Origin of the sequence: Microbacterium sp. NPDC087591 (assembly GCF_044743625.1) — a bacterium.
Lineage (GTDB): Bacteria > Actinomycetota > Actinomycetes > Actinomycetales > Microbacteriaceae > Microbacterium.
Genome location: NZ_JBIUWU010000001.1, coordinates 548335 through 562171 on the forward strand (window position 1 = coordinate 548335; position 13837 = coordinate 562171).

Annotated in this window: 10 protein-coding genes; 1 reads left to right on the forward strand and 9 read right to left on the reverse strand. The window is 70.5% G+C overall.

Translation table 11 applies throughout. The features are described 5' to 3' along the window. Positions 1–59: 59 nt before the first annotated feature. The 7 genes from ACIOVG_RS02555 to gabT form a co-directional block, all read right to left on the reverse strand. The gene (locus tag ACIOVG_RS02555) at positions 60–1874 is read right to left on the reverse strand and encodes an ABC transporter ATP-binding protein (RefSeq protein WP_400868735.1); all 1815 of its coding nucleotides are present in this window, start codon (positions 1872–1874) and stop codon (positions 60–62) included. Further along, a complete protein-coding gene (locus ACIOVG_RS02560) occupies positions 1871–3796 on the reverse strand; it encodes an ABC transporter ATP-binding protein (protein WP_400868737.1) in 1926 nt (641 codons plus the stop codon). The genes ACIOVG_RS02555 and ACIOVG_RS02560 overlap by 4 nt, the downstream gene beginning before the upstream one ends. A 298-nt stretch (positions 3797–4094) precedes the next feature. Next, a complete protein-coding gene (locus ACIOVG_RS02565) occupies positions 4095–4592 on the reverse strand; it encodes a methylated-DNA--[protein]-cysteine S-methyltransferase (protein WP_400868739.1) in 498 nt (165 codons plus the stop codon). Then, on the reverse strand, positions 4589–6109 hold the full coding sequence (locus ACIOVG_RS02570; RefSeq protein ID WP_400868741.1) for a DNA-3-methyladenine glycosylase 2 family protein: 1521 nt from the start codon (positions 6107–6109) through the stop codon (positions 4589–4591). Before ACIOVG_RS02570 ends, ACIOVG_RS02565 begins: the two co-directional genes overlap by 4 nt. Positions 6110–6187: 78 nt before the next feature. After that, positions 6188–7636 (reverse strand): aldehyde dehydrogenase family protein, encoded by a 1449-nt coding sequence (locus tag ACIOVG_RS02575; RefSeq protein WP_400868743.1) that lies wholly within the window; start codon positions 7634–7636, stop codon positions 6188–6190. Continuing rightward, entirely contained in the window at positions 7633–8817 is a 1185-nt protein-coding gene (locus tag ACIOVG_RS02580) for an acyl-CoA dehydrogenase family protein (protein ID WP_400868744.1), read from the reverse strand. Before ACIOVG_RS02580 ends, ACIOVG_RS02575 begins: the two co-directional genes overlap by 4 nt. Beyond that, on the reverse strand, positions 8814–10139 hold the full coding sequence (gabT, locus tag ACIOVG_RS02585) for a 4-aminobutyrate--2-oxoglutarate transaminase (RefSeq protein WP_400868746.1): 1326 nt from the start codon (positions 10137–10139) through the stop codon (positions 8814–8816). The genes ACIOVG_RS02580 and gabT overlap by 4 nt, the downstream gene beginning before the upstream one ends. 89 nt (positions 10140–10228) lie before the next feature. On the opposite strand from gabT, the gene ACIOVG_RS02590 reads away from it, so the two are divergent. Then, a complete protein-coding gene (locus ACIOVG_RS02590) occupies positions 10229–11578 on the forward strand; it encodes a PucR family transcriptional regulator ligand-binding domain-containing protein (protein WP_400868748.1) in 1350 nt (449 codons plus the stop codon). On the opposite strand, the gene ACIOVG_RS02595 is transcribed toward ACIOVG_RS02590, so the two are convergent. Together ACIOVG_RS02595 and ACIOVG_RS02600 are read right to left on the reverse strand one after the other, a co-directional pair. Continuing rightward, a complete protein-coding gene (locus tag ACIOVG_RS02595) occupies positions 11575–12726 on the reverse strand; it encodes a CaiB/BaiF CoA transferase family protein (protein ID WP_400868750.1) in 1152 nt (383 codons plus the stop codon). The genes ACIOVG_RS02590 and ACIOVG_RS02595 overlap by 4 nt on opposite strands. Continuing rightward, entirely contained in the window at positions 12723–13742 is a 1020-nt protein-coding gene (locus ACIOVG_RS02600) for a LacI family DNA-binding transcriptional regulator (protein ID WP_400868752.1), read from the reverse strand. Before ACIOVG_RS02600 ends, ACIOVG_RS02595 begins: the two co-directional genes overlap by 4 nt. Positions 13743–13837 lie beyond the last annotated feature (95 nt).

Here is a 13837-nt window from a genome sequence, read left to right on the forward strand (position 1 = left end):
CACATCCGCACGATGTGGCCGCCGAACTTCACAAAGGCCGCGGAACCTGCGCGCTAGGCCTAGACCAGGGTCTCCTGCCACGCCGCGTGCAGCTGCGCGAACTTGCCGGTGCCGCCGATCAGGGCTGCGGGGGTGTCATCCTCGATGATCTCGCCGTGCTCCATCACCAGCACCCGGTCGGCGATCGCGACCGTCGAGAGACGGTGCGCGATGATGATCGCGGTGCGATCCTTGAGCAGCGTCTGCAGGGCATCCTGGATCAGCCGCTCGGACGGGATGTCGAGAGATGCCGTGGCCTCGTCGAGGATCAGCACCGCCGGGTCGGCGAGGAACGCCCTGGCGAACGAGATCAGCTGGCGCTGACCCGCCGACACCCGGCCACCACGCTTGTTCACGTCGGTGCCGTAGCCGTCTGGCAGAGACGAGATGAACTCGTCGGCGCCGACCGCGCGGGCTGCCGCCCTGATCTCGTCCAGCGTCGCGTCGGGCTTGCCGAGCGCGATGTTGTCCGCCACGGTGCCGCTGAACAGGTAGGCCTCCTGCGTCACCATCACGATGGCGCGACGCAGATCCTTCGGGTGCAGCGAACGCAGGTCGATGCCGTCGAGCGTCACGCGCCCCAGCGAGGGGTCGTAGAAGCGCGAGATCAGCTTCGCCAGCGTGGACTTGCCCGCACCGGTCGTGCCCACCAGCGCGATCGTCTGGCCCGCTGGGATGTCGAGCGAGAAGTTCGGGAGGATCGTCTTCTCGCCGTTGTAGCCGAAGGTCACCTCGTCGAACTCGATGTGTCCGCGGGACTCCCACAGGTCGACCGGCTTCTCGGGGTCCGGAACGGTCGGCACCTCCTCGAGCACTCCGGACACCTTCTCCAGCGCCGCGGTGGCGGACTGGTAGGAGTTCAGGAACATCGCGATCTCCTGCATGGGCGCGAAGAAGTTGCGCACGTACAGCACGGCGGACAGCAGCACACCGACCGTGAGCACCCCCTCGGAGACGCGGATGCCGCCCCACAGCACGACGATGCCGAGCACGAGCGCGGCCACTCCCATGAGCCCCGGCTCGAACGTGCCGAACAGCAGCATCGAGCGGCGGTTGACATCGCGGTAGTCCCCCGCGACCTCCTGGAACGCCACGTCATTGCGCGGCTCCTTGCGGAACGCCTTCACGGCGCGGATACCGGTCATGGTCTCCACGAACTGCACGATCACCTTCGCGCTGATGACGCGCGACTCCCGGTAGACGAGCTGCGAGCGCGAGTAGAACCAGCGCATCAGGAAGAACAGCGGCACGCCGCCGATCGCGAGGATCAGTCCGGACTGCCAGTCCCAGAAGCACAGGGCGATGAACGTGAAGAGTCCGAAGAGCACGCCGGAGACGAGCTCGTTCAGGCCGCCGTCGAGGAGCTCCTTGATCGAGTCGAGGTCGCTGGTCTGCCGCGAGATGATGCGGCCGGACGTGTACGACTCGTGGAACTCCAGGCTGAGGCGCTGGGTGTGCAGGAAGATCCGCTTGCGCAGATCCAGCAGCACCGCCTGGGTCAGCTTGGCGGCGATGATGACGTACCAGGCGATCAGGACAGCGGCGAGGGCACCCGCCAGCAGATAGATGCCGCCGATCATGAACGTCGGCATCCAGTCGGCCTGTTCGATCGCCGCGGGCAGCGCGCGGTCGAGGCCGATGCTGATGAGGATCGGACCGGCGACCTGCAGCGCGGTCGAGATCACGAGCACGACGGCGGCGAGGACGATCCGCAGCTTCAACGGGCTGACCAGGGATCCGAGCAGCCGGAGCGACCGACGACGGATCGCCGCGCTCTCCTCGCGCGTGTACCGCGAGCGGTCCTCGTCCTGGGTTCCGGTGATGGCGGAGCTCATCGCTGCACCTCCTTGTCGGTGATCGACGCATCGTCGGCGGACGCCGCTCCCAGGCCCTCGCGGACCTCATCGGCGATCTCGGTCTGTTCATCGCGGACCACCGGGATCGCCCCGGTGCGTGCCGCTTCCTCGGCCTCCAGGCTGGAGATGACGTGCCGGTAGTGGCGGCTCGTCTTCAGCAGCTCGGAGTGGGTGCCCACCGCCGTGACGCGTCCTGCCTCGAGCAGCGCGACGCGGTCGGCGAGTGCGACGGTCGACGGCCGGTGGGCCACGATCATGGCCGTGGTCTCGGCGAGCACGTGGCGCAGAGCCTCCTCCACGAGCGCCTCGGTGTCGACGTCGAGCGCCGACAGCGGGTCGTCCAGCACGAGGACTTTCGGGTTCGCCGCCACCGCCCTGGCGAGGGCGAGTCGCTGACGCTGACCTCCCGAGAGGCTGAGCCCCTCCTCGCCGATCACGGTCTCCACACCGTCGGGCAGCGAGTCCACGAAGCCGGCCTGAGCCACCTGCAGCGCTTCACGCATCACGCGCTCGCCCTCTTCGCTGTGCACGTCGAGCTCGGCGCGCCCGAGCAGCACGTTCTCTCGAACGGTCGCCGAGAACAACGTGGCGTCTTCGAAGGCCATGGCGATGTGCTGTCGGAGCTCCGACAGCGGGAGGTCGCGCACGTCGACACCGTCGAGCGTGACCCTGCCGCCGGTCACGTCGTACAGACGCGTGGGGAGGGTCGTGAGCGTGGTCTTGCCACTGCCGGTGAGTCCCACCAGCGCCATCGTCTCGCCGGGACGCAGCACCAGGTCGATGCCGTCGAGCAGATCGCGCTCGTGCGCACCGGCGTCCTGATAGCGGAAGTGCGCGTTCTCGAAGGCGAGCTCTCCGCGCGGGCTCGCGATGTGCACGGGGTTCTCCGGGTCGGTGATGGTGTTGGTCTCGGAGAAGATGTCGAACACGCGGTCGGTGGCCGTGCGGGCGTCGAGCATGAACGAGAACAGGAAGCCGATCGACTCGATGGGCCAGCGCAGCACCACGGCCATCGCGAAGAACGCGAACAGCTGGGCCTCGCCGATCTGCCCCTGCGAGATCAGCCAGATACCCGACATCAGGCTGAGGCCGAAGGCGATCTGCGGCATGAGGTCGAGCCAGAACCAGATCGACGCGATCGCGCGAGCCTTGCTCATCTCCGTCTCGCGCAGGGTCTCGGCCTGGCGGCTGAAGCGGCTGAGCGCGTGCTTCCCGCGACCGAACGCCTTCAGCACGCGGATGCCGTGCACGCTCTCCTCGACGCTGGTGGCGAGGTCACCGGCCTGGTCCTGGCTGCGCCGGGTGAGCGCGCCGTAGCGCTTCTCGAACAGGTAGCCGCGGATCCACAGCGGGATCGCCGTGACGAGGAAGATCGTGCCGAGCAGCCAGTGCCAGCGGAACAGCAGCACCGAGCCGATGATGATCGTGAGGATGTTGACCACGAGCAGCACGAGTCCGAACGCGAGCCAGCGGCGGATGAGACCGATGTCCTGCATCATGCGGCTGAGCAGCTGGCCGGAGCCCCACCGGTCGTGGAACGACACCGGCAGGGTCTGCAGACGCGAGTAGAGCTCGGTGCGCATCTTGTACTCGACCTCGGTGGCCGGGTTCAGCACGAACTGGCGTCGCAGCCAGACCATGAGGGCCTCGCCGAGAGCGAGCGCGAAGACCGCGAGAGCTCCCCAGATGATCGCGCTGATCTCACCGTCGCGGACGGGTCCGCTGATGATCTGCTCGAGCACGATGGGGATCATGAGGGCGATGACGGCCGCGATGAGGGCGCTGGCAGCACCCCCGGCGAGCCGCCAGATGACGGGCTTCACGAAGGGTTTCAGCCGCCACAGCGCGGCGGGAGTGGACAGGGAAGACGCGGTGGTCTGCGAAGAAGGCGAGGAAGACATGTCTCTCAGAGAGTTTCGAGCGAAGAGCGGGTGAGGAAGGAGAGGCGGATGCGAGAGCAGGCCCTGGAGGCCCGGCATCCGATGCGGCTGGCCCTGATCGGGCGCGCGATGCGGCTCTAACCGAGCGGACGCACCGGGGTCGAGCCGAGAGCTGCGATCTGCGTGACGAAGATCGTGGTCATGGTGTCCTCCTCAGGGGCTCGGCGATGTCGTCCGGTCGGCGCGACAGCCCACCAGCCTATTCCTGTGAACCAGCTGAGCGCAAGAGTCATTCCCGCGGCGAGGCGAACTCCTCGGCTCAGCGCCCGATCGACTCACGCGCCAGCAGGCTCTCCTTGACGTCGATCCCCCAGGCGAAGCCGCCGAGCGTGCCGTCCGTGCGCAGCACCCGGTGGCACGGGACGAACAGCGCCGGTGCATTGCGAGCGCAGATGGATGCCGCCGCGCGCACCGCCCGCGGGTTGTCCAACCGTGCGGCGAAGCCCGTGTAGGTCAGCGGCTCCCCCGGCGCGATGGCGCGGAGCTGCGACCAGCCGGTGAGCTGCAGAACCGTGCCGGACTGCTTCACCGCCACGGCGTCGATCGCGGAGAGGTCGCCGGCGTAGTAGGCCAGCGCGGCGTCAGCGGCATCCGTCTCGCCTTCGCGGACCTGCGCGGGCCTGGCAGCGGCGGACAGGCGCCCGAGGATGGCCTCGACGTCGGTGGTCCACCCGGACGAGAGCACACGCTGGCGGTCGTCGGCGAGGATCGTGAAGGCACCGTCGGGGGTGTCGATGGTCTGGATGATCGCGGTCATGATGTCTCCTTGGAGGTCGTGTCTTCGACGCGGATCGACGGGCGCGCGGATGCGGTCCGCCGGGCCGCCGGTTGCCGTACGGGGGCCGCGCGCCAGAGGTGCGCGCTGAGGTAGCTGCGCCAGGGAGCCGTGCGCTCGGCCCACGCCGTGAGCGGGCGCGGGTCGCCGGGAAGGCCGGAGGCCGCGGCCCCGGCCCGCAGCGCCACGTCGCCGGGGAGCAGCACGTCGGGGTCGCCGAGCACGCGCATGCGCACGTAGTCGGCCGTCCACGGTCCGATGCCCGGCATCGCCAGCAGTGCCGCGCGCTGCGTGGGACCGTCGTCTCCCACGGTGAGTGCGAGCGACCCGTCGGCGAGCGCGGCGGCGGCGCCGGTGATGGCGCGGATGCGGGCGGCAGGGCCGCGCAGCACCTCGGCGCCGTGCTCGGCGATCGCCGACATGGTGGGGAACAGCAGCCCGTTCTCGGTGCGCTCTCCCAGCGCCTCGGTGAGCGCCGTGAGCGCGGTGCGTGCGGCCACCACCGTGATCTGCTGCCCGATCATCGCGCGGATGAGCATCTCGTGCGGGTCGGCCGATCCGGGCACCCGGATGCCGGGGGTGCGGGCCACCAGCGGCGCCAACTCGGCGTGCGCGGAGAGCGCCTCGTCGATCGCGAGCGGATCGGCGTCGAGGTCGAAGATCCGCCGCACGGTCGATACGAGGGGCGCGAGATCACCCAGACGAGCGACACGAGCGCGCAGATGCAGACGCGCCGACTCATCCTGACGCACCTCGAACCACGCCGGACCTCCGTCCATGCGCAGGTGGCGGGAGAACGAGTTCTCTCCCGCCTCCTCGACCCCCGCGACCGCGCGCGCCGACATCCAGGCGAAGATCCCGCTCGCGTCGAGCGGGCCGCGGTAGGGCAGCACGAGGTCGATGGCTCCGGGGACGGCGGACGCCGGCAGGCGCCGTCGCGCCCGCAGCTCCCCCGGGGTGAGGCCGAACACCTCGCGGATCGTGTCGTTGCACTGCCGGATGCTGGCGAAGCCCGCCGAGAAGGCGACGTCGGAGACGGCCATGTCGGTGCCGACCAGCAGCATCCGTGCGGTGTGCGCCCGATGCGCGCGCGCGAGCGCCAGCGGCCCGGCGCCGAGCTCGGTCGTGAGGAGCCGGGTGAGGTGCCTGCTCGAGTATCCGAGACGCGCGGCCAGGCCGGGCACCCCCTCGCGCTCCACGACGCCGGAGGCGATCAGGCGCATGGCGCGCGCCGCCGTGTCGCCGCGGACATCCCATGCCGGAGACCCGGGCGCCGCCTCGGGAAGGCAGCGCTTGCACGCGCGGTAGCCCGCTTCGTGGGCGGCCGCGCTGGTCGGATAGAACGTCACGTTCTGCGGCTTCGGGGTGCGGGCGGGGCAGCTCGGACGGCAGTAGATGCCGGTCGAACTCACGGCCGTCACGAACTGCCCGTCGAAGCGGGTGTCGCGTGCGCTGATGGCACGATACCGCTCGTCGAAGTCGGTCAGGGGAAGGCTCATGCCCCCACTCTGTCACGCGCCCCCGACACGCACTGGCGGAAATCGGACACGACGGTGGGGGTGCTCCGACCCGATGTCTCAGCCGCGCAGGTAGACCGTCGCCGTCTCCGTGAAGAACTCCCTGGCCGCCGCCCCCTGCTCCTTCGGGCCGAGCGCGCTCGCCCCGCTGCCGCCGAACGGCACGTGCAGATCGGCCCCGGCCGAGGCGGAGTTGATGTGCACGACACCGACCCTGATGTCCTCGATCGCGCTGAGCGCCTCGGCCAGGCCCGTGGTGAACACCGCGGTGGAGAGCCCGTACTCGCTGTCGTTCACCAGTGCGATGCCGGCCTCCGTGCTGGGGACCCTGCGCACACCGACGACGGGGCCGAAGAGCTCCTCGGTCCACAGCTCGCCGGGCGCGTCCTCGTGCAGCTCGAACACGGACGGCGGGATGAAGTAGCCCTCGGCCAGGGCACCGGACGAGTACGGCGCCGGGGCGACGACCGGTGTCGCCGTGGTCCTGGCCCGCACCAGGGCAGCGGCGACGCGGTCGCGAGCCGCGACGTCGACGACGGGTCCGACCTCGACGCCCTCGTCCTGCGCATCGCCCACGACCATCCGCTCGGTGCGGATCGCGAGGCGGCGGAGGAACTCGTCGGCCACGGCCTCGTGCACGATCACGCGCGACGTCGCCGTGCACTTCTGCCCTGCCGCGCGGAACGCGCCGATCGCCACCTGCTCCACCGCGACGTCGAGGTCGGCATCCGCGAGCACCAGCGCGGCGTTCTTGCCGCCCATCTCGCCCTGGAACGGGATGCCGCGGGCGGCCAGCTGCGCGGCGATGAGCCGTCCGACCTTCGTGGAGCCGGTGAAGGTCACGGCGTCCACATCCGGATGCGACACGATCGCCTCGCCGACGGCTGCCGTGCCGTTGACCAGGTTCAGCACACCGTGGGGCAGTCCCGCCTGCTCCAGCGCCTCGGCGAAGCGCATCGCGAGCACGGGGACGAACGTGGCCGGCTTCCAGACCACCGTGTTGCCCCACACCAGTGCCGGCGCGAGCTTCCACGCCGGGATCGAGATCGGGAAGTTGAAGGGGGTGATCGCCCCGATCACGCCGACGGCGCGGCGGATCACGAGGATCCGCTCCCCCGGGCTCGGCGACTCGAAGACGCCGCCGCTCTGCCGCTCGACCTCCTGCGCATGGAAGCGCAGGATGTTCGCGGAGTGACCGGTCTCGGCGATCGCCTCGGCGACCGTCTTGCCCTCTTCGCGGGCCAGCTCGCGCCCCCATTCGTCGCGGTGCGCGTCGATGATGTCGGCCGCACGCAGCAGGATCGCCGCCCGCGCCCGAGCAGGCGTCCGCCGCCAGCCGTCGAACGCCGCCCTGGCGGCGCTGTAGGCCCGGTCGACGTCGGTCTCGGAGGCCCCCGGCCCTTCCGCGACGATGTCACTCGGACGGCTCGGGTTCACATCGACGAGAGCTTCGCCGGCCCCCTCGATCCAGGCACCGTCGATGAAGTGGCGCAGGGCGATGACGGTCATGATGCTCCCTCGATGGTGGTGTTGCGGAACGCCGGGATGCCCGTGATGTGCGCGCCGAGCACGAGCGTGTGGATCTCGTCCGTCCCCTCGTAGGTGCGCACGGATTCCAGGTTCGCGGCATGGCGCAGCGGCGAATACTCGCCCGAGACGCCGTTGCCGCCGAGGATCGTCCTCGCCTCTCGGGCGATCGCGATCGCGGCCCGCGTGTTGCTGAGCTTCGCGACCGAGATCTGGTGCGGGGCGAGAGAGCCGGCATCCTTGAGACGACCGAGTCGCAGCGCGAGCAGCTGCGCCTTCTCGATCTCGACGGCCATGTCGACGAGCTTCTGCTGGGTGAGCTGGAACGAGGCGATGGGCTGGTTGAACTGCATGCGCGTGAGCGAGTACGATAACGCCGTGGCATAGCTGTCGCGCGCGGCGCCGATGACGCCCCACCCGATGCCGTAGCGGGCTTCGTTCAGACAAGAGAACGGGGCACGCAGGCCCCGCGCCTCGGGGAGCTGCGCCTCGGCGGGCAGCCGCACATCGGTGAGCGTGATGTCGCACTGGATCGATGCGCGCATCGACAGCTTCGGGGCGATGGGCGTCGCGACGAAGCCCTCGGAGTCCGTGGGGACGATGAACCCCCGGATGCCGTCGTCGGTCTGCGCCCAGATGATGGCGACCTGGGCGATCGAGGCGAGACCGATCCAGCGCTTGGCTCCGTTGATCACCCATCCGTCGCCGTCGCGGCGCGCGAAGGTCGTCATGCTGGACGGGTCCGATCCGGAGTTCGGCTCGGTGAGCCCGAAGCAGCCGATGACCTCGCCCCGCGCCATCCGCGGGAGCCACTCCTGCTTCTGCTCCTCGCTGCCGTGCTTGTGGATCGCGCTCATCGCCAGCGACCCCTGCACCGACACGAAGGTGCGCAGCCCGGAGTCGCCCGCCTCGAGCTCCATCGCCGCCAGCCCGTACTCCACGGCGCTGCGACCGGCGCAGCCGTAGCCGCTCAGATGCATGCCGAGCACTCCGAGGTCGGCCAGCTCCGGCACGAGCTCGGTGGGGAAGATCGCCTCGTCGTACCAGCCGGCGATGTGCGGGCGCACGCGCGCATCGACGAACGCCCGCACGCGGTCGCGCGTCGCGCGCTCCTCGGCGGAGAGCATCTCGTCGAAGTCGAGAAGGTCGGGAACGGTGGTCATGCGGCTGCCTCCTCGGCGGCGATGGAGCGGATGGATGCGACGAGGATCTCGAGCCCCGCCTCGAGCACGGCGTCGTCGATGACCAGCGGGGGAAGCAGGCGGATGACGTTGCCGAAGGTGCCGCAGGTCAGCGTGATGACGCCGGCCGCGTGGCACGCCGCCGAGATGCGCTGGGCGAGGTCGGGCCGCGGATCGAGCGTTCCGGGGTCGGCGAACTCGATCGCCATCATCGCCCCGCGCCCCCGCACCTGTGCGACCTGGTCGAGCTCGATCAGGAGCGGTTCGAGGTGGCGGCGGATGCGCTGTTCGATGCCGGCCACGCGTGGGAGCAGGTCCGGCTCCGCGAGCGCCTCGAACACGGCGAGCGCGGCGGCGCAGGCCAGCGGGTTGCCCGCGTAGGTGCCACCCAGGCCGCCCGTGTGCGCGGCGTCCATGATGTCGGCACGGCCGGTGACGGCGCTCAGGGGCAGCCCGCCGCCGAGTGCCTTCGCGGTCAGCGTGATGTCGCCGGCGATCGCCTCGTGCTCGCTCGCGAACAGACGGCCCGTGCGGCCGAGGCCGGTCTGGATCTCATCGATGACCAGGATGATGCCGTAGGCGTCTGCGATGCGACGAAGACCGGCGAGGAACCCCTCAGCGGGAACGATGAACCCACCCTCGCCCTGGATCGGTTCGACGACGAGGGCCGCGAAGTACTCGGCGCCGTGCGCGAGGATGAGGCGCTCGATCTCGGCGAGGGCCTCGTCCGGTCCGGCGCCGCGGAGGGGATTCGCGTTGGGCCCGCGCACGACGTCGCCGGGGAACGGGCCGAACGAGGTCTTGTACGGGTGCTCCTTGGCCGTCATGGCCATGGTCAGCAGCGACCGGCCGTGGTACGCCTCGTCGATCACCAGGATCCCCGGTCGACCGGAGTGGGCGCGGGCGATCTTCACCGCGTTCTCGACCGCCTCCGCGCCGGTGCTGAACAGGCCGGTCTTCTTCTCGAAGTCGCCGGGCGCATGATTGTTGAGCCATTCGGCGACACGGACGAAGCCCTCGTACTCGGTCACCATGAAGCAGGTGTGGGTGAAGCGGTCGAGCTGCGCCGCGACGTTCTGCCGCACGCGGGGGTTGGCGGCGCCGACGCTGGTGACGGCGATGCCGGATGCGAGGTCGATGAGCGTGTTGCCGTCGACGTCCTCGAGGGTCGAGTCGCCAGCGCTGGCGATGAACACGGGCAGCGTGACGCCGAATCCGGAGGCGACGGCGGCATCGCGCTGCGCGTGGAGCGCACGCGATCGCGGCCCGGGGATCTCGGTGAGCAGGTGGGGAACGGAGGTCATGAGGTCGACGCTAGGGCGAAGCGCATCCGTCCATGCGCACACTTCGCCCAGTCTTTACGAGAACGCTGTGCATCACGCACAATGAGGGCATGGTGTCCCTCGGAGAGCTCGTCAGCCTGGCCGGCAGTTCCCTGCGTCCACTGGCCCCCTTCGACGCCGCACGCACCATCACCGGGGTCCACGTCTCGGAGCTCGAGGATCCAGGACGCTATCTCGACGGCGGCGAACTCCTGCTCACGACCGGCATCCCGCTACGCGCCGCGACGGCGGACGCGTACGTCGACCGCCTCGCCGCGCAGGGGATCGGCGCGATCGGGATCGGACTCGGCGAGGGCTGGGAGCACGCACCACCCGCTCTGGTCGAACGCTGCAGATCCGCGGGGATCCCGGTCTTCGAGGTCCCGGACGGGGCGCCCTTCCTCGACGTCTCGCGGGCGTTCTGGTCGGTCGCCGGACGCGGTGGCCAGGAGGAGGCGGTCCGCACGGCTCACGCCCACACCCGACTGGTGCAGGCCGCAGCCGGACCCGACCCGGTCGCGGCCGTGGTCCGGGTGATGGCGCAGGCGATCGGCGGATGGGTGGCCTGGCTGCCGCTCGGTCGCACCACCGCTCCGGCGTTGCTGCACCCGCGCTCGCTGGAGGGCATGCTGCCCTCCGTGCGCGCCGATGTCGAGCGGTCGCTGCTGCGCTCGGGAGTCGAAGCGGCATCCTTCGTGTCGCACGGCTCGACCGTCGTCGCGCATGCGGTCACCGACGGCGAGCGCACCCGCGGCGCCCTTGCCCTGGGGGCGGGGAGGCCGTTCGGCGGCTCCGACCGTCAGCTCGCGCTCACCGCCACCGCGCTCCTGCGCCTGCTGACCGCCGGAGAGAAGGCCGGAGCGACGCCTCCCGAGGACTGGATCACCGCGCTCGCCCTCCGCGGGGAGGCCGCGGCCGCCCGCGCGCTGGCCGCCGCATCGGGCATGGAGCTGCCGATGCTGTTCCGCGTGCTGGCGAGCGCAGAGCCCGCCCTGGGCTCTCTCGGACGTGCCGTCGACGTCGAGGGAGCGCACGTCACGCTGTGGCCCGCCGACTCCGCGCCGACCGCGGGCTCCGGCATCCTCAGCGGCGAGGTCGCCCTGGAGGACGTCGCCGCGACCGCCGCGCGCATCGTCGCGCAGCACCGCTCGTCCGGCGATGACGACCTCCGGATCGACCCGGACGCGCGGGCCCGCCGCTGGGCGGCCGCACTCGCGGAGACGGATCCGGACCTGCGCCTGACCGTGGTGGCCTATCTGCGCAACCGCCAGCAGGCCGAACGCACCGCCCGCGCACTGGGCGTGCATCGGAACACCATCCGTCCGCGCGTCCTGGCCGCGGAGAAGCTGCTGGGCGTCTCGCTCGAGGATCCGGATGTGGCCGCCGAGCTCTGGATCGCGCTCCGCGACCTCCCGCTCTAGCCGTCCGCGTCCAGCCAGGCGCGGACCTGAGCGTCGTGCTCACCGAGCAGGGGCGGCGCCGCTGCGGACACCGGGATCTCCGGGGTCCAGGTCAACGGCGACCGGATCTGCCGCGAACGGCGCCCGTCGCCCCCGACGGCCTCCCACACGGGATCGAGCCCGAGCCGATCGGCGAGAGCGATCCCGTCGCCGATCGAGTTGACGACACCCGCGGCGACTCCGATCCGGTTCAGCCGGTCCGCCCAGGTCGCTGCGGTGTCGTGCGCGAGCGCGGACTCGAGCTCGGCGGCGAGGGCATCCCGATGCGCGACGCGATCGGGGTTGCGCAGGAAGCGGGGGTCGTCGGCGAGTTCCGGTCGCCCGAGTTCGCGGGTCATCCGGGCGAACTGGGCATCATTGCCGCACGCTACCGCGATGGGCGCATCAGCGCAGCGCAGCGACTCGTAGGGCGCGATGGAGGGGTGTCGGTTGCCGAGCCGGCCAGGCTCCGAGCCTGCTCCCAGATGCGCCGACACCTGGTTCACCAGAGCCGCCTGAAGACTCGACAGCAGGTTGACCTCGATCCGGGAACCACGCCCGGTGCGCTCGCGTCGCCGCAGGGCGGCGAGGATGCCGATCACCGCGTCCTTGCCGGTGAGCACGTCGACCAGCGCGACACCCGCCTTCATCGCATCGCCGTCGGCGTCGCCGGTGATGTGCATCAGACCACCCACCGCCTGCGCGACGAAGTCGTATCCCGGCAGTTCCGCACCGGGTCCGAGACCGAAGCCGCTGACCGACACCGAGACGAGCCCCGGATGGGCGGCCGACAGCGCTTCCCAGTCGAACCCGAGCTTCGCGAACAGGCCGGGGCGGAAGTTCTCGATCACCACATCGCTGCGCGCGATGAGCTCGTGCGCTCGTGCGACGTCGGCCGGGTCGGTGAGATCCAGCGTCACCGACTCCTTGCCGCGGTTGGCGGACTCGAAGTACGTCGTGATGCCGGACGCGGCGTACGGCGGACCCCAGGCGCGGGTGTCGTCACCGGTTCCCGGCCGTTCGACCTTGATCACCCTGGCGCCGAGGTCGGCGAGCGTCATCGTGGCGAGGGGTCCGGCGAGCACACGCGAGAAGTCCGCGACCACGATGCCGTCGAGCGGCGCGCTCACCGGCGCACCCGCAGCGCCTGGGCGGTGGATTCCCGCGCCACCACGGCGATCGGGAACTCCACGTCGGTGCCCGATGCCGCCCGCCCGTCGAGCAGGTCGATGAGAAGTTCGGCACAGGCGACTCCCGAGTCGCGCGGACGCAGATCGATCGAGGTGATCGACGGGGTCAGGAACGGGAGCGACGGATGGTCGACGCAGGAGACCACGGTGATGTCATCGCCGATCGTGCGGCCCATCCGCCCGAGCACGGCCACGGCCTCGATCGCGCTCGAGTCAGGACCGCAGATGATCACGTCCGTCTCCGGATGTGTCTGCAGCAGCTTCTCGGTCGTCTCGCGGACGGCGTGCCACGGCGCCTCGAACGAGATCGGGGCGATCACCGGGTCGAGGTCGCGCGCCGCGCAGCCCTTGCGGTACCCGGAGACGAGCTGACGGGACCAGTCGGTCGCGTCCGGCGCCACCAGGAGGGCGGGATGGCGAGCCTTCGTCACATCGATCTCCTCGAACAGCCGCAGCATCCCCGCCTCGTGCGACGACCAGAGCACGCCGTCCGGCGTACCGGCGATGTCATCCGGCAGATGCTCCTGAGTCACGATCGGGATCCCCGACGACATCAGGGCGGGCAGCGCCGCATCGCCGGAGAGCGGGTCGCCGATGATGAGTCCGTCGGCGCGGATCGGTCGCGAGCGGCCGGACGAGACCGAGGGGCTGACGATCGTGACGTCGATGTCGTGCGCGGCGGCACTGGTGACGATGCCGAACGTGAACGCCATGTAGTACGACGAGCGCGACACGACCTCCGGGAGGACGATCCCGATGGTGCCGATGGCGCCGCCGCGCAGGTGCCGCGCCGCTGTGTTCACCGAATAGCCGAGTTCTGCAGCGGCCGCCAGCACCGCCTCGCGTGTGGCCGACGAGACGCGTCCGCCACCGCTGAGCGCATCGGACGCCGTGGTCTTGCCGACACCTGCGCGCCGAGCGACATCGATCAATCGGGCGCGCCGTGGCTCTTGCATGCGGCCGAGTCTAACCACACCGGAGCAGTCGTAATCCACTCGAAACACATCGGGTCTTGCGCCGTAACACGCTTTTCGCATACTTTTGCCGGAAC